Source organism: Brevibacterium zhoupengii (assembly GCF_021117425.1).
Lineage (GTDB): Bacteria > Actinomycetota > Actinomycetes > Actinomycetales > Brevibacteriaceae > Brevibacterium > Brevibacterium zhoupengii.
Genome location: NZ_CP088298.1, coordinates 1394724 through 1417819 on the forward strand (window position 1 = coordinate 1394724; position 23096 = coordinate 1417819).

16 protein-coding genes are annotated in these 23096 nt (G+C 57.9%); 7 read left to right on the forward strand and 9 right to left on the reverse strand.

Going from position 1 to position 23096, the window contains the following annotated elements; translation table 11 throughout:
* Positions 1-3 precede the first annotated feature (3 nt).
* The 6 genes from LQ788_RS06320 (at position 4) to LQ788_RS06345 (ending at position 6472) form a co-directional block, all read left to right on the forward strand.
* Positions 4-1629 (forward strand): ABC transporter substrate-binding protein, encoded by a 1626-nt coding sequence (locus tag LQ788_RS06320; protein ID WP_231445976.1) that lies wholly within the window; start codon positions 4-6, stop codon positions 1627-1629.
* A 96-nt stretch (positions 1630-1725) separates the two neighbouring features.
* The gene (locus tag LQ788_RS06325) at positions 1726-2457 is read left to right on the forward strand and encodes an SDR family NAD(P)-dependent oxidoreductase (protein ID WP_231445978.1); all 732 of its coding nucleotides are present in this window, start codon (positions 1726-1728) and stop codon (positions 2455-2457) included.
* Positions 2458-2483: 26 nt separating this feature from the next.
* Positions 2484-3776 (forward strand): MFS transporter, encoded by a 1293-nt coding sequence (locus LQ788_RS06330; protein WP_231445980.1) that lies wholly within the window; start codon positions 2484-2486, stop codon positions 3774-3776.
* Positions 3773-4927 carry a C45 family autoproteolytic acyltransferase/hydolase gene (locus tag LQ788_RS06335; protein WP_262908320.1) on the forward strand — a complete coding sequence of 385 codons (1155 nt, stop codon included), beginning with the start codon at positions 3773-3775 and terminating at the stop codon, positions 4925-4927. The genes LQ788_RS06330 and LQ788_RS06335 overlap by 4 nt, the downstream gene beginning before the upstream one ends.
* A gap of 4 nt (positions 4928-4931) precedes the next feature.
* Positions 4932-5765, forward strand: coding sequence for a polysaccharide deacetylase family protein (locus LQ788_RS06340; protein ID WP_231445982.1), 834 nt, complete (start codon positions 4932-4934; stop codon positions 5763-5765).
* Complete coding sequence (locus tag LQ788_RS06345; RefSeq protein WP_231445983.1) at positions 5762-6472, forward strand: SDR family NAD(P)-dependent oxidoreductase; 711 nt, start codon at positions 5762-5764, stop codon at positions 6470-6472. Before LQ788_RS06340 ends, LQ788_RS06345 begins: the two co-directional genes overlap by 4 nt.
* 310 nt (positions 6473-6782) lie before the next feature.
* Here LQ788_RS06345 and mobF read toward each other — a convergent pair whose 3' ends face one another.
* Positions 6783-10556 (reverse strand): MobF family relaxase, encoded by a 3774-nt coding sequence (mobF, locus tag LQ788_RS06350; RefSeq protein WP_231445984.1) that lies wholly within the window; start codon positions 10554-10556, stop codon positions 6783-6785.
* Between the two features lie 142 nt (positions 10557-10698).
* Entirely contained in the window at positions 10699-11265 is a 567-nt protein-coding gene (locus tag LQ788_RS06355) for a hypothetical protein (protein WP_231445985.1), read from the reverse strand.
* A 1059-nt stretch (positions 11266-12324) separates the two neighbouring features.
* Here LQ788_RS06355 and LQ788_RS06360 point away from each other — a divergent pair.
* A complete protein-coding gene (locus LQ788_RS06360) occupies positions 12325-13917 on the forward strand; it encodes a hypothetical protein (protein WP_231445986.1) in 1593 nt (530 codons plus the stop codon).
* Positions 13918-14433: 516 nt separating this feature from the next.
* On the opposite strand, the gene LQ788_RS06365 is transcribed toward LQ788_RS06360, so the two are convergent.
* The 7 genes from LQ788_RS06365 to LQ788_RS06395 all read right to left on the reverse strand — a co-directional run bounded on the left by LQ788_RS06365 (position 14434) and on the right by LQ788_RS06395 (position 23058).
* Entirely contained in the window at positions 14434-15447 is a 1014-nt protein-coding gene (locus LQ788_RS06365) for a nucleotidyl transferase AbiEii/AbiGii toxin family protein (RefSeq protein WP_231445987.1), read from the reverse strand.
* Entirely contained in the window at positions 15444-16085 is a 642-nt protein-coding gene (locus tag LQ788_RS06370; RefSeq protein WP_231445989.1) for a type IV toxin-antitoxin system AbiEi family antitoxin domain-containing protein, read from the reverse strand. Before LQ788_RS06370 ends, LQ788_RS06365 begins: the two co-directional genes overlap by 4 nt.
* Positions 16086-16219: 134 nt before the next feature.
* Complete coding sequence (locus LQ788_RS06375; protein ID WP_231445990.1) at positions 16220-16708, reverse strand: TetR/AcrR family transcriptional regulator; 489 nt, start codon at positions 16706-16708, stop codon at positions 16220-16222.
* A 69-nt stretch (positions 16709-16777) separates the two neighbouring features.
* Positions 16778-17632, reverse strand: a complete 855-nt coding sequence (locus LQ788_RS06380; RefSeq protein ID WP_231445991.1) for a hypothetical protein — start codon at positions 17630-17632, stop codon at positions 16778-16780.
* Between the two features lie 74 nt (positions 17633-17706).
* A complete protein-coding gene (locus LQ788_RS06385; RefSeq protein ID WP_231445992.1) occupies positions 17707-19422 on the reverse strand; it encodes a phage tail tip lysozyme in 1716 nt (571 codons plus the stop codon).
* Positions 19423-19486: 64 nt separating this feature from the next.
* Positions 19487-21277 (reverse strand): hypothetical protein, encoded by a 1791-nt coding sequence (locus LQ788_RS06390; protein ID WP_231445993.1) that lies wholly within the window; start codon positions 21275-21277, stop codon positions 19487-19489.
* Complete coding sequence (locus tag LQ788_RS06395) at positions 21274-23058, reverse strand: hypothetical protein (protein ID WP_231445994.1); 1785 nt, start codon at positions 23056-23058, stop codon at positions 21274-21276. The genes LQ788_RS06390 and LQ788_RS06395 overlap by 4 nt, the downstream gene beginning before the upstream one ends.
* Between the last annotated feature and the right edge of the window lie 38 nt (positions 23059-23096).

Here is a 23096-nt window from a genome sequence, read left to right on the forward strand (position 1 = left end):
CGCATGATCGTGTCGCGTGACAAACTTCAAGGCAATGCGGATGCCTTTTTCCGGGAACGTCCATACCTGGTGAAGATGGCGCGAAGAGCCTTATCCGTACCGTGCTCCAGAGCTTCAGCTTTCATCGACGCTAGCGCTCAGCAGCTTTTTCAGATTGCAATTGAGACATCGCCAGAAAACAACAAGGCGGTAGTCGAAGCGAGGCCGTTTGAGAATCATCTTGGTTTAACTCCACGGCAGATTGTAGTCGCGACGCATGTCGCCGCTGGCCTGACAAATCCACAGATCGCAGACAAGCTACACGTCTCTCGTCGAACGGTTGCGACACATCTTGAGGCTGTCTTTGATAAATTCGAAGCAACGACACGTGCAGGAGTCGCCACCACAGTTGCAGAGTATAACTTATATGCGCTACCCGTCGATCCGGTGACGGCCGAGAGCTTGCCATTGTATCTGCGGCGCCTGCTGTCAGAAAATCAGCGGGCGGTAGGACGTTTGCCTTCGTTGAAGCTCCGTCCTATACGAGTTGGTGCTATCTACCCTGATAGCGTCGCCGACGATAGGCATTTTGCAGCAATGCAAAACGGGTTCAAGTTAGGGATTGACGCACTGAATAGGATGGGCGGAGTTGCAGGGCGGCCGGTCGAACCAGCTGTTCGCGCAGTCTCAGATGAACCATACACGTTAGAAATTGCAGCCCGAGAACTCAATGATACAGATTGTGATGCAATTGTGCTCGGAAATTTTTCACTCGCATCTGCGATTTCTGCGATTCGAGCTTCTAGTCATTCGTCCGCACCCATCCTTCATGCAATGACCGCGCCTCAGATAAGCGAACTCGTCTCCTCTGACCGAAGGATGCAGAATGTGTTTCAAGTATGCGCTACCGAGACGACCTACTATTCAGGATTTTTCAGGTCACTTCGTTCTGTTAGCGACAGGCCAGAAAGGATCGTCGCAATTCTACGTAGTAGCACTCACCGAGAGCAACATGCAACACTTTTCAATAGATTAAGTGAGCGTTACGGTCATAAACTTATTGCGATCGAGGTGGTTGATGATAATGATCCTCCATGGGGCGCTATTCTCAGAAGAGTAGAAAGTGAATCTCCCTCTGCTCTATTTTTGTCCTATTTCCCAGATGTGCCTTTGAACGAGTTTCTAGTCCGATCTGCAGATCTCCGTAAGACTACGAAGACCTTCTTGAGTTGGTCTCCCTCGGCCCCCGACTTCATCGCACGGTTCGGAGGCTTGTCCGACAATCTGTTCTGGTCCACGTTAATTGGAGTCCAGCCAGCTGATCCTCTCGGCGCGGAGTTCAGCAGGGCGTATGAGCAGCATTACCAGAGTTCACCTGGTATCGGGGGTGCCGCAGTCCACAACGACTTCGTAACGTTGCTTGCTCAAGGTTGGCAAGCTGGTGGACGGCCGTGGAACTTCGACGCAGTAGTCCGCCATTTGAAGTCGCGGCCTCATAGGGGTATCGCCGGAACCTATTTCTTCAATGGGCCAGGGCAGCGTGGAATCAGCTACCCTGACGAGACCCTCAATTCCACCCTCGCGCTCAACCATTCGGTTTACCGCATCTCAAATGGACGACATCACTTGATCAGAGGTTCTCTGCGGTAGTTCGTCGTTCTCGGTCGAATGACCGATGTGCTGATGACGTTGCAGTCGTAGCTTGGTACCCCGGAAGAGCATTCTCGAACGGAAGATACCAACACTATGATGCTGCAGGGGAAAAACGCTCTTGTCACCGGTGCTAAGGGCGGCATCGGTACCGCCATTGTGGAGGAGCTCGCTCGGGAAGGTGCCACGGTTGTCTGCGCTGACCTGAAATATGATCCGGACGAGGCGCTCAACAATCAGATTCACCTCGATGTTGGGAAAGCGCACTCATGGAGAAGTGCTCGTGAGTTCATCAACGCTAGGTACGGCAAAATAGACGTACTGGTAAACAATGCAGGAACTAGCGGTAGAAATGGCACATTGGGGACCGATGATGAAGAATTCGAAAGGATTCTGCGCACAAACTTATGGGGAAGCTGGCGTGGAATTAAAGAGTTTGCGCAGGATCTCTCCGAGACCCAAGGCAGTGTTGTCAATATCGGATCCATATATGGTGAGCGAACAGCACCGATCACCTCAACTCACCAGTGCTCTGTAGCCTATCAATCGAGCAAAGCCGCCGTTCATCAGCTCACCCGGGTCGCAGCTGCCGAGCTTGCTTCATCAGGCGTTCGAGTTAACGCAGTTCTCCCTGGCGTTATTGGTACCCCATTACTCGCGCAGCTCCCCGAAGATGTGCGGGACAGAAGAGCATCCACCGCAGGTATGAAGCGGGTGGCCGACCCACAGGAGCTCGCGCCGATGATCGCCTTCTTGTCGAGCGCTCATGCAAGCTTTATTTCGGGGGCGCTCATTCCTGTTGACGGCGGCTATCTCGCCGCTCCGTAGCTACCAATTTGTTCTGAAAGGACCCAATGATGAGCCGAAACACTGCCAGCACCACCTCAAATTCCGTCCGTCGACAGCGCGGCCGCGCCGTTTGGGCAGCAAGTGCAGGGAACTTTCTAGAGCTCTACGACATGATGGTTTACGCCTACTCGGCGGTCATTATTAGTCAAAAGTTCTTCCCAGTCGGTGGTGCCACAGGACTTCTGTCGACGTTCGCCGTTTTTGCGGTCGGATTTTTTGCGCGACCTCTAGGCACGCTCTTTTTTGGATTCCTCGGTGATAAACATGGCCGCAAACCTGCACTAATACTCAGCGTGGCACTGATGGCACTGGGCACGTTCGCAATCGGTTGTTTACCGGCTTACGAATCGATCGGTATTTTCGCTCCAATCCTTCTTGTAATTGTCCGTCTTGTCCAAGGCTTCGCTCTTGCTGGAGAGTGGACAGGGTCGGCGGCCATGCTCGTGGAGTACGCGCCAAGCCACCGCCGAGGCTTTATTGGAAGTTTTAACCAGGTAAGCACCGCACTGGGCTTTTTCGGGGCGGCGTGTGCAGTCACCCTCAACAACTCTATCTTTACCGAATCACAGATCCTTGACTGGGCCTGGCGGTTGCCGTTCCTGCTCGGCATCCTCACAGGAATCGTTGCGCTTGTGCTGCGCTTCGGGCTTGACGATACTCCCGCGTATCAGGAAGCAGAACGTGTTGAAAAGACACCCCTTAGGACTGCCTTCACCACGCAATGGCGCGCGATTTTGCTCGGCTTCGGCTTTACGGTTGGTTGGACTGTCGCATACTATTTCTACCTCACATACCTACCGACTTACCTCACCACCGTGCTCGATATTGACGATACCGTCGCGCGCTGGTCCAATCTGACAAGTTTGCTGATTCTCGCCGGTGCCATCGCAGTCGTAGGACATCTCTCGGATAAAATTGGTCGTAAGCCACTTCTGCTCTTGGGGACCGGAGGTTTCACAGTTTTCAGCATCCCCCTTTTAATTACTATCGGAACTGGGAACCTCGTCGCATTGTTCGTCTGTCAGGTGCTCATCGCCTTAATTTTGGCGGCATTCTCTGGTCCTGGGCCTGCGGCCCTTTGCGAACTGTTCCCGACTAGCGTGAGGTACTCAGCGCTGGGTATCGGTTATAACTTCTCGACTGTCCTCTTCGGTGGTACCGCACCTTTTATCGCGACTGCCATTGCGAGCAGTCCCACGCCATCGGCGACCGTGGCAATCCTTCCCACAGCCACTGCTCTCGTGAGCTTTGTCGTGGTGCTCAGAATGAGTGAGACGTTCAGGAGTGATTTGGCATGACAATAAAGAAATATTGTCAGTCAAACCCACCACTCTTTGTCGTCCAAGGCTCATACCACGAGATGGGCCGGGACATCGGGTCCGCGACCCAGGATCTAATCGCGAGTAGCCTCAGTCATTACATGGCGCGCTTCGAAGACGACGCCGGTTTGACTCGTGCAGAGATAGAACACTGGGGGAGCCGCTATTGGGAAGCCACCTGCAAATACGATGAAGATATTGCTGCAATGTTGGAAGGCATGGCTGAAACCTCGAGGCAGCCAGTCCGCCTTCTCGCCGCGTTGAACGCGCGCACGGAGCTTCTGTTCGGGGCAAAACAAAGGGACGACGGTTGCACGGCTCTGTCGGTACTGCCGCAGTTCACCAAGTCCGGGCACACGCTATTAGCGCAAAACTGGGACTGGCACCCAGACCAGGCTCCGAACACTATTCTTCTGGCGACTCGTGATACCCAGGGCTTTTCGGTCCTGGCCATGACCGAGGCCGGTATGTTGGCCAAGTGCGGGCTAAATTCAAGCGGCCTCGGAATGTGTCTGAATCTGCTGACGTCAGATTCTGACTGCAGGGGCGAAGGAGTACCTATCCACCTGATGCTTAGGGGAGCTCTGCAAGCTCGGACTATGGCCTGTGCGCATCGAAATGTCCTTCAGCCCGAACGAGTTGCTTCAGCTAATGTCTTGCTAGCCGACAGTGGAGGAGAATCGATTGATTTCGAGCTTGCGCCGTCGTGCTTCGCCTCAATACTTCCTAGATCGGGACTGATTGCACACGCAAACCATTTTGAGACCGACCTCGGTATCACTGATCTCAAGGCGAAGGTCAGCGCGCTGACTCTGCTCAGACCCACCAGAGTCCGTCACCTGCTCGAGCCTTGGCTGGAGCGACGCGAGGTCAGCGAAGAAGCAGTCGTTTCAGTGTTGAGGGATACGTATTCATACCCCGACGGTATTTGCCGCCATCGCAACGAAGAGGAATCTTCCGGAGACCAGGTCTCGACCGTGTTCTCAGTGATGATGGACTTAACCTCACAAGACCTATGGATAGCCCCAGGGCCTCCGGACCAGCATGCTTACACACGCTGGAATCTCGACAGCCTATTCGAGTCACCGACTCCGACGCCTGATTTTCCGCCCGTAACGGAAGAAGGATGAAGCCATGACCAACTCTGTGTGTCTAACCTTCGATTTTGACGCTATCTCCTCATGGATCGCCAAAGATATGACGACGCCAGGACCCATTTCTCGAGGGGAGTTCGGTGCTCATGCGGTCCCTCGCATCCTTTCGCTTTTGGATAAATACGAAATAATGTCAACATTTTTTATTCCTGGGCACACGATTGAATCTTATACGCATGAATGCCAAATGATTCATTCCCGTGGACATGAAATCGGCCTACATGGCTATGTGCACGAATTTGTTTCTACGCTCACTCGCGACGAGGAGTTTGAAATAAACAGGCGAAGTAGTGCATTGATCGCTGAGCTCACTGGCTTCAATCCTGTAGGACACCGTTCCCCGAGTTTCGATTTCAGCGAGTCAACGGCAGAGATTCTCGAAAGTCTCGGTATCGTCTACGATTCATCTCTCATGGGGACAGATTATTCCCCATATCTACTAAGAAAGGCCGATAGATGGAATTGTGAGCGTGGTTTCCAGTTTGGGCAGAAGACCAAGGTTATTGAACTACCAGTCGCTTGGACTTTAGACGACCACCCACATTTGGAATATTTGCGCGGTCCTGGCTATGTGTTGCCCGGACTGCGCGACCCGTTTGCAATGTTCAACAGCTTCTACGGCGACGTGCGATGGATGCAAGAGAATCTGAATAATTCTTTCGTCAATATCACCCTACATCCACAGGTCATCGGTAGAGGTAACCGGCTGCTGGCCCTTGAGCAGTTCATTCTCGACTGTAAGGCGTTGAATGTGGAATTCGAGCGGTGTGCGGAGGTCGCGGAAGTGGCTCGGGCAAAGTTGGGAACGCGATGAACGGTACGAAAGTCCTACTTATCGGCTGCGTCGGGGGACTTGGCTCGGCAACAGCAGGAGCTTTGCGAGAGCGCGGTGCCCAGGTTGTTGGTCTGGACCGCGCGGATCTAGATTTGGGTCTCGAGCATAAAGTGTCCAAGGTAATTCGAGAGACGTGGCAGAAGCTCGGTCCATTTGACTCGCTCGTCCACGCTGCTGGCATCTTTCCCGCGTTGCCTATGCTTGAGACAAGTGAAGACGATTTCCGCCGGATCATGACTATCAATGCCGGTTCAGCATTTGCCGCAGCGTCGGCATTCTCTAGATTGTGCATTGACGGACACCGGTCGGGCAACATTGTTATGGTCAGCAGCGGAGCTGCACGCCGGCCGCGGAAAGGTCTTGCAGCGTATGGTGCGTCAAAAGCCGCATTGGAATCCATTGTTCGGTCGGTTGCTCTTGAAATGGGACCCCATGGGATCCGGTGTAATGCAGTAGCTCCGGGTTTTGTGGATGTGAAGTCGACGATTAACCCGATACCTGAAAGCTATATTGATGCAATTGCCCGGTCGAACCTTCACCGACGCGTCGCGAAACCAGCAGATGTAATCCCCGCCATTGTTTGGCTACTGACTCCTGAATCCGGCTGGATCAATGGTCAAAGCATTCCGGTCGACGGAGGAGACAGTATCGGCGCTTCCTCCGAGGCATCGTGGACGGACGAGTAGGGGAGCGTTTCCGGTAGCGGACGTGAAACGGACCGGTGTGTAGCCTCGCGACATCGTGGACACTGAAACTCATTACTTCGGGGACATCTCATCGCTGTATGTATTTCCTGTCTCAACACTTCGTGAACAAGCGATCTCTTGACAACTGAGACACCATGTTCAAGACATCATTGACACACCCGTGCGGCTGATCGGTGATGTTCGTCTCCTCGTGAACGAGAGTGTACGACGGGCCTGAGATCCGGCAGAGCCATTACTACGAGGAGTCACGACGCACGAGCGATGGCAGCTTAAAGTGAGCGGGAGCCGATTAGACCTCGCGGTCTGGTCCGGACTGATCGTGTGGTGGGGTGTCGGGTCGATGGTGTTGTGGTGACGGAGAAACGATTGTCGAAGGCGAATCTTCAATTGCCGCATAGGTAGCAGCCATGATCGGGACGTCCGGTTCGATTGGTTCAATATCCGGGGTCGGACTTTCTGGGTGTTTTTGCTCGGACGGAATGCCGGGGTGCTCAGCCATGACGGTTTGCATTCGATCCCAGTACGGTCGTAGATAGTCGTGTTGTGGTGGTTCGGTTCCCAGAGGAGTCTCTGCCTCGGTTTGGTTTGAGACTCCTCTCCAGACGATTACAGCGTTGACCACTTCATCACGGTGGGGGTGCTGTGCGTATTGCTCGCGGAGGGTGGCGAACCATTCAGGTGGATTCTTCGCGAGGACCGCTCGACGGGCGGCGACCCGGTCGTCGAGAGCAGACATGGATTGGTCCCATAGGCGGGATTGTTCGTCCGTGGCAGTGTCTGTGGCCGCGATCATGCGACCTGAACCGGTGACGGGTGACTCGGCAGTCTTTTCGCACCGGTCGATGATCGTCTCCGCAGTATCAGTCTGTAGCAGCTCACCGCGGAAGTTCTGAGCTGGGTCGACGCTGATGAGTCGTTGCCACTGCTCGTCGGTGCGGATCTTCCGTTGCTGTTTGGTATCAGCCTGCGTGTTCAGCCAGTCTTGGGTGCGAGTGACTTTCGCCGACCAACTGAGGTAGGTGAGTTCGTGGCAGATTCGCCCGACGTCGTTGGCCCATCCAAGCTCAGCGTCCTGAACTTCGTGCGCAGACTTCTCTGCCGTTGATCGAGCGACGACGGCCTTGATGTAGTAACTGGGATCGTCGATGACTTCGCCCTTGTCGTCGAGGGCGCTGGCCGTGATGACTGTCTTCCAATCCTCGGGTGTTGGGTTCTCGGGGTCGTCGATGTCGACGTAGGCGTGGTTGCCGTGTTTACCTCTGGTCATGGCCACATAGAACAGCTCGCGTGACAGTTTCGGAGTCACGACTGCGTGGCCAGTGTCCACAGTCACGCCTTGTGACCGGTGGGCGGTGGTGGCGTATCCGAGTTCGACGGAGGAGGCGAGGTAGTCGGCATCGAGGATGATCGTGGGCGCGGGTCCATCTTCGTCTGACTGGACCTGGGCCTCGACGCTGCCGTCAGGGCGGATCTCTGTGATGGTCATGCGGGTGCCGTTGGCGACGAAAGCTCCCGTCGAGTCTCGGATACTCCGGTCGTTGCGGCGTGCGAGAGTGAGGTCGCCGATCCCGGCTTGCACATCAGCACGGAGTGATACTTGGTTCGTGATGTCAACGATGCCGGCCGCGACGAGGTCCGTGTGTGCGCGTTCGTTGAGGGCGGCCACGGTCTCGTTATGGGAGGCAATGAGAATCGAGGACAAACCTGCGTCTCGATCGGTCTTCCACGCGGTGTAGGCGGTATTAGCGGCTTCTGCGTCGGGGTCGCCGTGGATGCGTCCGTTCTTGGCATACTCGTCGACGACGGCCATGTCGTTGTCGACGTCACCTGAGCGGAGCTTGAGGGACGCGGCTTTCTCCCATTCGTTCTTGAACCGCCAGATCGTATTCAGCGTGTTGTGGTCGAGGTGGCGTTCGACGTGACCGAGGAACCCTCCGGCGTCGACGGCCTCGAGCTGGGCGGGGTCACCGACGATGAGGAGCTTGGCCCCTGCGGTTTCGGCTTGCCGTGAGAGTTCGGCCATGTTCGTGGTCGAGACCATCGAGGCTTCGTCGATGATGATGAGCTGGTTGGGATGGAACTGGTATTGGGCTTGCGTCGCGTGGTCGTCGGCGAGCTTCGCCTGGAGTGCTTCACGTTGCTTGATGAGCTTGGGTCGGTTCCTTGGGGTGGTGTTCGCCAGCTTCTCATCGAGGGCGGCCAGTCGTGCTTCATGGTTGATGACTCGTTCGGCTCTGCGAGCGGCACCCTCACCGACGGACTCGAACAACCATTTGGCGACGTTGTCGGTGTCGACGCCGATTTCATCGCCGAGGACTCCTGCAGCCACCGCCGATGGTGCGAGGCCGATGACGGACTGGTTGCCGTGGACGGAATGCCAGGTGTCGGTGATCGCTCCCATCGTGGTGGATTTACCGGTGCCTGCGGGACCGATAATTGCCGAGATCCCTGCGTCTGAGGACAGGACGTGTTTGGAGGCTTCCATCTGGTCGGGGCTGAGAGCATGTCCGTCGTCGGTGCGCCAGTTCTCAAGGACCTCCTCATGGTCAGGGTGACCGGTCAGGCTTGGTGCACCGGTCGCGGTCACGCGATTGATGAGGTGTTCTTCGTCGGTCATCACCTGCTCGGTGGTGTAGATACCGGAGTGGTGTTGGTGGTCAAAGACTGACCGGTCACGGAGATTGACCGTGCCGTCCGGGCCTTCAGGAGCACGTGACCGGTCAGGTGTCAGCGACACAGCCTTTTCGAGGGCCGCGGTCACGACCTGGTCGACCAGAGCGTGCCGGTCATCGGCGGTCGGACACCGGACAAGGCGGAGGACACGTTCGGCGGAGGCGCGAACGTTGGCGCGAGAGAACGTGGTCCGGCGCAGGGACGAGTCCGTGAGCGTCCATTGACTGATCTGCTCGATGATGTCCGGGGTGACCATGTCGGCGGTCACGGTCCGGACATGGTGACCGACCGCGCTGCGGACAACCGTGTCCGGGTTGAGTCCGGCCTGGTAAGTGCGCTGGCGCCACCACTGCATCTTCTCGGGCAGAGTCGTGCGCTCCACGGTCTCTTTGTTCGGGCGGTTCTCCAGCGTGGCCTGCTGGCGCATGATCAGGATCTCGCGCGCGGTTGGAGAACGTCCATAAGTGTCTTCGTAAGCAGCGACGAGTTCATTCTTGCGTGCCTCGATACTGATTGAGCGGCTGGAGAATTCCTCGATGAGGTGGTCGGGGATCCCGGCGAGCTCCACACGGTGGGTGGGTTCGTACCCGACAGCGGTCTGATCTTCTGATGCTGTCTCGATGAGTTTCTGCACATCAATATCGACGTCGCCGCGTGACTCGGCGATCGTGCCGACGTCGGCGGCGAGGCGATCGAAGATCAGCGAGTTATACATCTCCGAGATCGCGACTACGTGACGGTGCAGCGTGTAGGAATCAAGAGTCACCCATTGTCCATCCGAGGTCCGCCGGACGCGGTTGGCGATCACCAGGTGGGTATGCAGTTGTGGGTCACCGGCCCGGGAGTCCCAGTGGTCGAAGGCTGAGGCGATCACACCGCCGACGGCAACGTGTGCAACACCGCCATGACCGGCCCTTGATTGGACCACGTTGGACTCGACCCACGCCAGTGACTCCTCGAGGGCCTGGCGGTGCGCTGCCTGGAGTCGACCTTGGAGTTCGGGACCGGCCAGTGCCCAGAGCGCGGACACGGACTTCGGGGGAGAGAACGTCAGGTCGAATCCAGCCACACCGTCACGTTCCTTCTTCGTCGGTCGACCGGCAGGAGTGACCGCTCCGTCAGGAGCCGTCTGAGTCTTCATGAGCGGTCGCCCGATCGGCTGCTTTGTGACCGGGTCTTCTTGGCGTTCGTAGATTGACCGGGCCTGGGCCTCGGTCACAACCTGTCCACGATGCAGGCCCGTCAGCCCGTCCAGGCCAGTCCCGAGCCAGGTGCCGGGAGGGGCTTTGGTCTCGGTGTAGTAGGCGGTCAAGTCATGGGACTGACCGTCCCCGGTCGCAGCGTGCTCGAGGTAATAGTTGATGGACATCTTCGAGATGGACACGGTCACAGGGAAACTCCTTTCAGAGTGACCGGGTGGCCGGTCAGGGGATAGGACTGTCCGGTCGCCCGGTCACGGACAGCGCCGGACACAGCGGTCGATCGAGGGTCGGTCACTGGCCGGTCATGACCGGTAGGCACTGCTTGACCGGTCATTGACCGGCCTTCAAGAGGCGGTCACGACCGGCCTTCCACTTCGCCCATGACCGGACAATCTCGCGGTCACCGGGGGAGAGCTGACCGGCCGGGACAGAGTTGGCCAGACGTCCGGCCAGGGTGTCCCAGGCGTCAATGACCGGTCGGAGCTTCTGCCGGTCACGGGACATTTCGTTGACTCTCCTGACCGCCTTGTTGTAGTCGGTCACCAAGGACTCGAACCTCTCGCTCAGCTCGGAGTATTGACCGGACAATGCCCGATGTCGGTCAGTGGCCGTGGCCATCCGCTTCTCCAGGTCGACGATCTGCTGGGCGGCGATCTCGAGGTCGGACCGGTCAACGTGACCGGTCGTGGCTGCAGCCAGATCGGCTGTGACCGAGGCCAGCCGGTCACGGGTGGCCACGAGGTTCTTCACCCTCGCGGTGATTGCCCGTTGCGCATGAGCTTGCTGCTGGCGTTCCCGCTTCCGCGCCTTCGCCTCCTGGCGACGTAGCTGGGTGCGTTCGGCCTCGATGGTCTTACGAGCGTTCGCCAGATGCGATTCGAGGTCCCGAGACTTCATTCGCGATTCGTTGAGAATGCGCTGGAGTCGAGCGATCTCGGTTTCACGCTCGGACTTGCGTGCCCGTCTCTTCTTCGCCCGTTCTCGGCAACGGTCGGAGCAATAACTGCGATTCCATGCCGCTTCCGGTGGCAGTGCAGAAGGGCACTCAGCGCAGTAATTCAGGTCAACACTCATGTCTTCTATTCAGGAAAGAACGTCCTCGCCGTTTGTCGCCTGGGGACGGATTTGTCCCCGGTATGCACCTTGGTGCCAGACGTGTGTAGATTTTTGGGTTGGCTTTGCTCGTTGGAGAAATGCACTTCTCCTTGAGGTTGTGCGGCTTGGTCGTGGGTTTGTCCTATTGAGTACTGGAGTTCTCTTCAGCGTTGGGGGATCTATCTGAGGTATCTACTTCGAGGTGTTCGATCTGCGCTGTGAGTGAAGGTGGTGGAATACCTTCTTGTCCGAGAACACAAAAAAGAGGGTCGTGGACGTAACCGGCGCCAGCGGTGAAGAATAGAACGTAGAAACGGATCTGTAGTTCAGTGTGGACGATTGAGTCTGGGGCCTTCTAGGCGCTGCTCGCTCATGCTGGTGGAGAGTACATTCGCTTCCACCTCACTATCGAGGGTCTTCCCCTGCCGTCGCGAGTCACCGCCTAGCGGCTGTGCAATAGCTCGTCAGGGATCCGTCTATGTTTGTCAGACGGGGCTGACAGGCTGCGCGGTGGGACCGCCAGTTCTCCGAAAATTCCTGAGTTGAGGAATGGTTGAAATTCCATCGACGATCACAAGAACCGTTGTCGACGGAACTCCGCCCAACGGGTCTCCGGCTGCGGTGATGGGGCTAATGATCCAGGTCTACAACACGGCGGACTTCACCGACCCCATCGTGCTCAATTCTCTCGCAAGAATGGCACGTGTCTCGGGTTACGGCAGCATTGGCCGCGGCCTTTGGTGCGCTACTTGGCCTCTCGTTCCTCACACCCCGCCGCTTGGCGGTATTGTTCGTCTGAGTTTGATTCGACTCTGTGGCAGGCGGTGTTGCAGTTATTCTTAGTGGACTGGAGCTTAATTTATGAATCAACATCTCGACCTGTTGGACACCGACGAGTATACGGAGGCGATTGCTCAAGGTCGAAGAGGGTTCGCACAATCCGCTATCATTCTGGCCATTGCAGTGGTGCTGTTTGGAATGGCGGTGGTACTTGCCGTCGGCATGCCGAGACTGGAAGAACCTGACTTCATCGAGCTTATTGCGTCCGGAATCGAGGTGCTCCAAGGCATCGTTCCAGACGAGAGAGTGGTTCCGATAGTTGGAGTCCTAGCTACGGTATGCATCGCTCACGCCGTTTCCATACGTTCGACGCCGGCGGAGGTGAGAAGATTTCAGGAGATTTCTACCTCTGATCGTGGCAAGCTGAAGGATGCTGTGCGGCGTGCCTCCCAACTGCAGTCATCCCTTCTCGCTTCTACTATGTTCAGTGTGCTCGGAGCGGCCCTCGCCGCACTCCTGACGGTTATCGTTGCACTCAACGGAGACGGCGCTGTCGCTGCTGTGACGGGGTTTCTAGCGCTTTTCCTATTCTTCGAGCTTGTTCGATTGCAACAGGCGACAAGCGAACTCGACGAATTCAAGAAAAACGTTTCCAGTAAGGACCGCGCTACGTTCCGTCGAGCATTCGCTGCCGCGGATGGACACTTTTGGCGATCAATCGTGTGGTACTCGGTGTACTTGCTCACAATCATTGTTCCAGTGGTTGTCGCAGCTGAAGAGGGATTCACTAGGATGGCCGTGAAAATCGCGGTGGTATCCATCATCACGTGGAGTCTCGGTCTATCTGCAGCGACTGCATATGTGAGGGGGAGTGTCGGAGTGTCCGTCAGCAGCCGATTGGCTGCTCGGCTTCTGAGCGTAGTCCTGTTTTTCGTTGTATGGATGATGACGGTTCAGATCGCGATTGAATATATGAGTGATGCGTCAGTGAGTTCCTGGGCCGTGGTCAACACCTACTTTGTCGCATTCGTCGTCACGCTCGTGTGGTCCTTCCTGCGAATCTGGGGCGAGTCGGGGTGGTTATTCTTTCGCTGGTTCGGAGCGCAACACTCGGCAATTGTCCGGACTGCTGGCAAGGTCAGCTTGGATGGACTCAGCTGGGCAAAGCGCCCAAAGAACGTAAGTTGGATAGCGTTGGCAGGCGGGGTTGTGATTGTGGCCCCACCAATAGTTTTCGCCATCGCTGCATCGTCCGAGTCAATTGCCTGGTATCCATTGATCCTCATCATCTTGTCAGTGACGATCTCCGCAACTGCGCGCTGGAGTGTGGATATCGAGCGACTCGGCAAATTCACAGTCGCTGTTCTGATTGTCATCGCTACCGGTTGGAGGGGGCTCGAGACGATTGATACTGACGACGTTCTCGCCATCGTCACTCTTGTCGTTAGCATAATGGTGGCTGTTGGGGTGGTGATCGCGACCGTGTGGGACCGTCGACGAAGGTTCGCGTTTACGCGACCGATGCTGACGATTTTAGATCTCGACTTCGCTCGGCGATTCCGACAAGATATCGCTGAGTTGGGTTACCCGTCGATTGGGGTTCGTCAAAGTCCGCTCCGACAGGGTACTCGGCTACTTTCGGCCCGGTCTTCTGTATCTGAGGCGACTGATTGAAGGCAAGCCGAAGGTCAGACTGATATGGATATTCGTCGCTGTTTGAAACAGTATCTTGCGCGCCAGATCTATCGGATTCTCAACGCCACTCCAGGTCTGAAAGCCCTGGTTGACAGGCATAGAAGGACCCCTAGGGTGCCGCAGCTTGTCACATATGGCAGTCACAGACGAATCTTCCTCTAGCCCCTGCTTGAGAGGGTGGTTGTGTGTACTCGCCTTTGCCAACCTTTCGGGCAACTATCGGGCCGGAGTCGGGGATCCTTGCCAAGGGCAAAGCCGAGAACGACGTCCAGTGATCTAGACATGACGGTGAGAATTCCTGGAGCTCCAAATTCGGATGACACGCAGGGCACCCAATTCGGAGGCCGCGAACCTCGGTCACGAAGTGCAGAACGCAACCACGCCGCCCGGTGCGGTAGGGTTTTATCGTCACAGGCCCGCCGGTGGCTGACTGTCGTGTCCGGCCTTACTAAACGACCGCACCAACCAGGGTGCCGCAGCTGGTATCGAGGAATGTCAGTTAACCTCAAGGGCACCCGTACTCGGCTCTTCCCTCGTCGGTTGCAAGGTGATTGTTCCGGTCTCGTGTACCGGCTGGTGGATGGTCGGAGATCCGGCCGTCCACCCTGTCTCGGGTTTCCAAGTCAGATCGGTATGGCCATTCGCTTGTAGAGCTGGATCGACGAGCTTACGCACAAGAGCCGTGGCGCCGTCGAAGTCATGGAAGGCCCCGATGGCCGGAATTTGTCTAGCTTCCTGGGTGTAGTCGGCTCTCCATTGCTTTGGAGGGGTGAACGTTGTGCGCTCATCACGGTAGTGATGCTGCGCGTTCAGAGCCGTCCTGAGCTTGCCGATACTGACTGTTTGGGTTCGAGCGATGACGACCAGATCGAGAAGATCTTTCACTCGTGTGCTGTAACGGTCCGGCCCGTAGGACTGCATGGTGGCGGTGACCTTATCAGCGATTTGGTCTGACACGGGGTAGAGCCGGTATGGCGATGTGGGGAGGCCACGTTTGGGCAGAATCCGATTCCTGGGGTTGAACACCTCGATTCCGCCAATGGGGGCCGGCTCAACGGTCATATCGACGGGAATGCGGATCAGCGGCTTCTGCGTTTGCGCCTCGTGCATCCGGTAGAAGAGTCGTCGGCCAGTGACTCCAGGGTGGAGCGTGCCGTCAATGGTGTCTGTGCTCGATTCGAGCCTGAAGGTGACGTGGTCGCCGATGTCGCGGGAGACCAAAGCAGTGAGTGCCTTTACCGCCTCATCGACGTCGCCTACTGATGTGGCGACGTCGATGTCTTTCGTCGTTCGCGTATCGGGGACTCGTGAGAGCATTCCTGTGCCGCCTTTGAGTACCCAATCGGTTCGGTCCGGGTTAGTGAAGACGCGGCAGAGGAATCGATCAAGGTAGACCATTTTCATGAGATCGCTTTGATCCTGTCCGGTCACTTGCGATTGCGCCTTCGCGGATGAGCTCAGCGCGGTATTGAGTGCTTTCCAGTTCGGGTAGGAGTGGTCGTTACTCATGCGGCGGCCTTACGCGGGGTGATCAAGTCGAGCACGGCGGATCCGTCGTTGGCCGCGAGGCCGTACCGTGTTGCGAAGGGGCGAAGCAGTGCCTCAAGGCGATCGGGTCGTGTGATGGTTCCTGCTCGGAGCGCGTCGGCGTATGCATCGGCAATCAGGGAGACGTCGGTGTGAGTGAGGAAGAGATCGGCCAGGGTGGCTTCAATCGTCAGAACCGGAATTGAGTCAACATAGTCGACATCGATCGGTTCGACGGCCCGTTTCCGCAGTCGCACGTCATCGATCCGGGTGAACCGGCGGCCAGTAACGATGAAGGCAAAGCCGCGAGCCCAGAAGTCACCGATCTCATGGAGTTCAGCGGCATTCTCTCCCGCCACGATGACCGGAGGTACACCGTCGCTTCCGTGGCGGTCGCCCTGGCTAACTGCGAGCCAGCGCCAGAATGTTGGATCGGAGAGCTGCCCAGGGGCTGCTTCGAATCGGTAGATTCCATGTTCGACTCGTTCCAGGATCCCGGCATCGGCCATTGACTTCAGCTGCGTGTTTGACACCCCAACGGCGTGAGCCTGCCGAGAGGTCACGAACCCGTTGTAGTCGTAGGCCACGGGACTGAGCGCGGCAACCACGTGATAACTCATGACATCAATAATATCAGCCAGAAGCAGTAATGATGTCGAAACGGGTGCTGGTGACCATTATCGAGAGTGATCTGGCGTGATCAGGACACTCTGCGGATAGCGCCTGGTGCCTCTACCTCAAAGATGCCTCGCGGTTACAGTCGCTGAAGGCTTTGCTCGATCGCTGCCGCATCGGTGCTGTCGTCGACGATGACGTTGGCGATGAGCTGTCCCACTACCGTCTGTGTGGAGGTCTGCGCGCGGCCAGCGAGGTCCGCGAAAGTCTCCGTGATCAACTCGTGCGTGGCGGAGATGCGAGACCGCCCTGGCAGGGGCAAAGAAGGGTCGAGTGAGAAGAGTGCCAGTGTGCGGAAGAGGTGTCGGTCATCGGTCAGCAGTAGTGTCCCGTACTCATCTTCGGTGAGGCGTGAAGCGCGAGCGTGTTCGGATTTCTCGGATATTCGGGTGTGGATCCTGGACGCGATGCCAGTGACGAGGTCATTCCGTGTGCTATAGCAGTTCGAGGTCGAACCCACCGGAAGACCTGCGAAGTCATCGACGGCTCGGTGTGTGAGGCCCCTGAGTCCTGCGGTAGCGACGACTCCGATCGCGGTATCGGCTACCAGAATGCGGCGTGAAATCACAGTTGTGCTCTCTGCTCGTGAAAGGGTGATGTCTCCGACTATAGTGACTGGCCACCTACGGTTGAGAGGTCAGTCCAGGGTCGGCGACGACTGTGCGGCCGGTGACGGTGGTTGAGTGGCCAGGGCGTCGATGTGAGCATTCGACGGCTGGGGGAACCCTGGTTCATCAGCATTGATCGGGGCGACGTCAAATGGTGTCTGTCGCCCGTAATCGCCGTGTGGCTTCTGCGGTGTGAACTGCTCGACTTCTCGAGTGCCGCCCATGGGATCGAACTCGGTCGACAGACCTGCTGAGTCTACGTCCCTGGGCTGGATTTCGTTGGCCTCAAGTATGCGAATGGAATGTTGGAGGGGTTGTTTTTCTGCGGTGTCGTTGATGAAGTCCTGCGTCACCTCGGCGGCGTATCCACTTTCGACTGCGATCTGGGCCAGTTTGCGGTGAGCATCCCAATCGCCAACGTCGAGACGGTGTCCTGCGGCTTCGAATGTGGCTCGGTTGTAGACACGATCGGGACGAGACACCGATGGTTCGGCTGGTGTGTCTGCGGTAGGGGAGAAGTCTATCGCGCGTCGTTCTTCGTTCATGTGGTGTGCTTTCGTCACGATTCGAGACTCCCATTCTTCAGCATCTTGTGCCGCTGTGTCATTAGGTGAGGCCCCACCGAGATCGATGCTTGACTGCGCGAGGTGCGCGATGAACTGAGTTTCGTCACGGTTGAACAGTCGGGCATCGATGGTGGTATTGGCTGCCAGCTTGGCCTTGATTCCGGCGTGCATCGCCCGATATTCCTTGAGTGGCATTTCCAGGTGATCCTTCATCTTTGGGTCTCGACTGACTTGGATCTCGAAGTCATGGATACCGATGTTGACCAGGCGGCGCAGCGCCCAGGCTTCATTTTCTGAAAAGGTGGTGAACTCACTCATGGTCGATCTCCTTAACACTATACGTAACGGTTATACGGCGATCGCCTGGTCGCGTGTTGATCAGGACGGCGAGATTAGGCTTCGGTTTCCTTATTTTTGCCGTAGTACTCCCAGTGCCAGGCTTCTTGGTTCTTCTGGCCTTCACGCGCCCATGGTGGGTGCTCCCACCCGAACTTCTTCGCGTTCTTCTGCATCCATTTGTGCTGCGGTGATCCGAACTTGTTGATGCCCCCGCCATAGTCAACAGCCAGAGCCCACCCGTGGTTCGATTTCCCGGGCACAGCTGCCCGTCCTGGCCCGTAGCGTTTGTACAGGACTTTCTGCTCGGCCAAATCACGGTAGGCGTCGGTGATGGCAATATCGGTCTTGAATTCCTTCTTGTACGCCTTGTTCATCGCGATGAGTGCCTCGGTGGCGTCCGTGCGTAGGTATTCCTTCTTGCTGTCCGGGGTCCACGGGATCTTCTTGAGCTTGTCGGTGGGGATCTCACCGTTTTTGTGCCCACCCCACGCGCCGGGATTCTTGCGACCGTCGTCAGGAACGTCGTCATCGCCACCGGAGCCGCCCTTCTCGTCGGCGTCGCAGGAAATGTTATCGGCATTGCCGTCGTCAGAATCGTCGCTGCCGCCGCCTTTGCCACCCTTGCCCGCGGCATCTTTCGGATTGCCTTTGGGAACGGCCTGGAAGGACACATGGGGGTGGTCTTTGTGGTTCTGGGTGTCTCCACCACGGTCGGGCATCTTCCGCCAGCCTTCATCGGCACGTTCGACGTTGTAGATGCGCTGGTACCAGATGACGTATTTGACGTTGAGTGCTTTGTGGTTGTCGATGACGAACTTCGCAATGTCGTCACCAAGGGCTTTACCGTCTTTGTTCAGCGGGACCATGAAGTCGACTGCCAGGCCAGCAGGGTGCCCGTTGGGGTCGCGTGAGGTGCTGCCGGAACGGTACCCGCCGACACCAGTGATGCCGTCATATTCGTCGTAGATGACCTCGGCCGCTTCTTGCACGTGGGGCTTGACGTCTCCGAGGGGCAGCTTTTTCTTCTTCTGCGCGGTAACTGTGCCTCCGGCGATCGATTGACCCTGCTCGGGGGTGGAGCCGGCGGCTTGGGCCTTGTCACCGGACTTCCAGTCCTTCATGAGTTTGAACCACTTCTCGGCTTGCTTGATCCGATTCGGCATGTTCGGAGCACCGGCCTTCTCCCACTTGTCGTGGAAGTGCGTCGTCGCAGCCGAAACTGAGTCGAGTTCGTTCTTGATCATGTCCTCGAAGACTTTGACGCTCTGCGCGTCATCACCTTTGGTATCGGCCATGAAGTTCATTTGGAGCTCGATGGTCCACCAGTCGGTGTTCTTCTTCTTCGCATACGCCTTGAGCTTGCTGTTACGGCTACCCGTCCATTGGCCAAGGCCGAGGCCACCAGAGAACGATTCAGCCTTCTCCCGCTTCTTCGGAGTCATCTTGTAAGGCGAGTCCATGATGCCCTGGACACTGGTGGGGTCGACGCCGGATTCCTGGGACCAGTTGCCGAGGATCCCCGCAATATTGGTATTCGACATGCCTTTATCCGAGAGCACAGTGAAGACCGCTCGAGCGTGGGCTTTCTCGGTCGGGTCAATGTCTCCGATGTCTCCGACGTCGCCACCGCCGTTACCGTCGTCGCTGACCGGTGTGCAGGCTCCGCTGGCGGCCATGAGTCCGAAAAGGACCGGGACGATGATGACGAGGGCGAGGAAGCCTGCACCAATAGTGGCGGCACCGGGGAGGAGCGACTTGAGTGAGAACATTGCGAAGGCCTTTCGGCAATGACCACCGACCCCTGGGTGCGGGGCCGGTGGTCATCATGGTTGGTTACTGATCGTCCTTCTTACGGCGGAGCACGGTGTAGAGGATGAATCCTCCTACTGTTGCCACGACGAGTGCGCCGAGGCTGAACCCGACCGTGGCACCGTTGATCCCTTCCGTGGCGGGTTCACCTGCTCGAGGGGAACTACCGTCGGTGATGACGACTTCATCGGTGCGATCCGGTGACGGAGTCGACTCGTCGGAGGGTTCATCGCTGGGAGTATCGTCGTCGCCGTCGACGAGAGTCGTCTCGCCGCGGGGAGCCGGGGACTGGTACTGGTCTTCGTCGCCCTGCCCGGACGGCAGTTCAGGAACATCACCGGGAGTGGTTGGGGCGTTGTCTTCAAGGTTGGAGTCATCGGCAATGTCCGGTTCATCCTTGTCCTTGTCGTCAGTGCCTTTGTCGTCACCCCCGTCGTTACCAGCCTTGGGCTCATCACCATCGGCTGCAGAGGTGCCCGGGCCTGCGTCGTCGGAGCCAGCGTTGCTGTCACTGTCAGCGGCAGGAGGCGGGCCCTGTGCGTCTGCAGTCGCGTCAGTACCGGAGGCATTGCCCTCGGCTTCCCGATCGCCGTCTGCAGCGCCGGTGTCATCGTTGTTAGCACCGTCGGCGCTCTTATCACCTTCGCTGTTCTGATCTCCGCTGGCACCATCAGCACTACCGTTATCAGCAGCGGTGCCACCGCCAGCGTTGTCGCTTCCGTTTGCGCTACTTGTCGCATCAGAACCGTTGGATCCGGAGTCAGCGCTGGCGTTCTTGTCGTCGCCGTCCGCCGTGGAACCACCCGAGGCAGAGTCGTCTCCGTTGCTATCGGCGGTAGCGTCCTTGTCGACAGGCGGGGTGGTGCCACCACCGTGGACGGTGAACCAGCCGACAACCCAGTCGCCGTTGCTGTTCTTGACGAAGTACTTGATCGTCACGGAACCCTCGAACGGTTTGGTCGGGGTGAAGGTCACCGATCCGTCAGGCAGCGTCACGAACGTCCCATACCCGTCAACTGTGGCCGTCGGTGAGCGTTTGCCGGTCTTCGGGTCGACGAGACCGATCGAGGTCTGGTCGTAGTCCTCGGGCGGGATCGCTGGCTTGACAGTCACCGGGTCGGAATTGTCGACAGGGTATTGGTGCTCGGAGTCAGGTGGGGGAGCCGGTGCCTCGGGATCTGGCTCTCCACGGTCGCCGGGGTCGGTCGGGTCGTAGGAATCCTCGTCCGGAGGTTCCGGAGAATCCGGATCGTCCCCGGGATCCTCTGTGGGATCGTCTGTCGGTTCTTCGGTCGGTTCATCCGACGGGGGATCCGTGGGCTCTTCGGTGGGGTCCTCAACGGGTTCTTCACTATCGGAGGCGTCCTGGCCATCATCGTCCGAGGGAGCCTCGGGGATCTCTACCGGAGCAGAAGGCTCGTCGACCGTGGCTGGTTCGGTGGGCTTCTTCGCTGGCTGAGTGTCAGCTTTCGGCTGCTCGGGTACGCTCTGCTCGGCCTTCTTCGCTGGTTGCGTCTCGACTCTGTCTGGGACTGGGGGAGCGGGTGCCGGTTCCGGCTTTTCGGCAGGCTGGGGTTCCGCCTTGGCGGGTGCTTCGGGCTGGTCGTTGGCTGGTGGGGTGGTTTCGGGTTTTTCGGCTGGCTGAGTGTCAGCCTGTGGTGTTTCGACCTCTGGGGCCGAGGTTTCGGAAGCCGACTCCTCACTGGTCTCATCAGCATGGGCCAGTGACGTGGCCATGGTTGTTCCTGAGGTGGCGAGGCCGACAGCCAGGGCGGCTGCGAGGATTCGCCTCTTAGCGGGTGTTACGTGTGTCATTTGGTTGAACCTTTCTCATTGGCGGTGACGACACCGTTGGAGCCGCGCACGAGTGCGATGCCTTCGCTGGTGAAGCCGATGACTCGATCGGGATCGGTATAGGTGTGCTTGTTCAGGTAGTAAGTGCGCTCTGCTCCGGCCTCGGTGATCGCGGTGGGTCCGAGAGCTGTAGTGAAGTCGCCAGTAGTTGATTGGGCAGTGATGGTGCCGGTGGTGAGGTTGAACGCGGTATCGCCGATGATTGCGGTCTCGAGGCCGCGTCCGACCTTCCAGTCCTGGCTTGTCGGGGAGGCTTCTGTCGCCCCGGTGATAGCACCGTTTTCGGTCAGGGAGTGGACGACGATGTAGTTGGTGCCCTCGACGGCCCATTCGGCAACCGCCAGACCGTGTCCAGCACTGATGTGCCGTTCGAACGTTGCATCGTCGGTCGGGGCGGTCAGCGTGATTGTGCTGGCCTCATCGTCAGTTTCACCGAACGGGACGCTGACGAGTCGTGGTTTCCCGGACTCGATTTGGATGAGGGAACGATTGTCGATCGACACTGGTAGGAACTGAGGATTGCTGGTGACAGTGACGGGGTCCTTCTCACCAACAGTGAGGGCGTGGATGTCACCGTTCTTGGATTTGATCATCGGGGTGGTGCCGGTGACGTTGAGCTTTTGATCCTTCGCGACTGGCCATGATTGGGTCTTTCCGTCGGCAGTGATTGCGGTGACGGACTTGTCGGTGCGTGCCGCCACGGCTGGGGTGTCACCATCGGTGAACTCGGCGGTGTACTTGATGGGCCCGTCGAGTTTGGCTTTCGCGATCTCATCTCCAGTGGAGGTGTCATTGAGAGCGAGTTCGCCACTGTCGGGAGTGACGTAGGCAACTCCGGCTTTGAACCATCCCAGTGCTGCGGTTTTATCTGCGGGCAGTTCCCACAGCTTCTTGTCGTAGCCGGTGAGAAGTTCTGCGTCTGCGGGTTCTGCGGTCGGTGCAGGGGTGAACCAGGTGGGCGCTGCTGCGGGTTCAGTCTCGCGTGATGGTGCGAACTGGAGCAGACCGAGGATGAGTAGACCGACGAGGACGACAGCTCCGATGGTCAGCATGATCGGTGCCTTCTTGGCCCACTCGATCGAGGGAGAGGCGATTTTCGGACGAGTGGTTGGCTTCCTCGGCCGGGTCTTGGTGGAGCGTGCCGGTCTGGTCGCCTCCCATCGCCTCTTCGCCCGTGTGATCAACCGGTGCAGTCGTGAAGGAGTTTGCGGCTTGGTCGTCGGTTTGGGCGGCAGTTCTGGGACGGTCGAGAGCTCAACGGTGTCGTCGAAGCTCTCTGGAGAGAGGACGAGGCCCCGGAACCCGGGGAGGGCCGAAGTCAGCTCGAATTCCTCGACGTTGCGGTTGGCCAGTGACTGAGCGGCAGCGACGACGACGGAGAGCGAGGACTTTGCCGCGATGGACCCTTCGCCGGGAGTGATGATCGAGAAGTTGTGGAACTCCATCTGGTACGTCGTGGGGGCTTTATCTGAGGGGTCGAGAAGTTTCAGGCCCGTCGTGGTGACGTGCCAGCGGCCCGGGGTGAAGCACACGGTGTCCTTCGCGTGGATGGGTGCGAGCTCGATCACGGGAGGACGGTTGTGGTGGCGGCGGCGAATCATGGCCAGGGTTGCGTCGAGGGTGGGTTTGGACACGGAGACGTTCGACCGGTCTCTGAGGGTGACTTCGGCGGTGACGATCAGCCCGTTGGGGGCGATCTCACCGACTTCGATGTCTGGGGTCGTATCTGTGGTGTCGTGCATGTCTCTCCGCCTTGAGGGGATTTTCGGGTTGCGCCTTC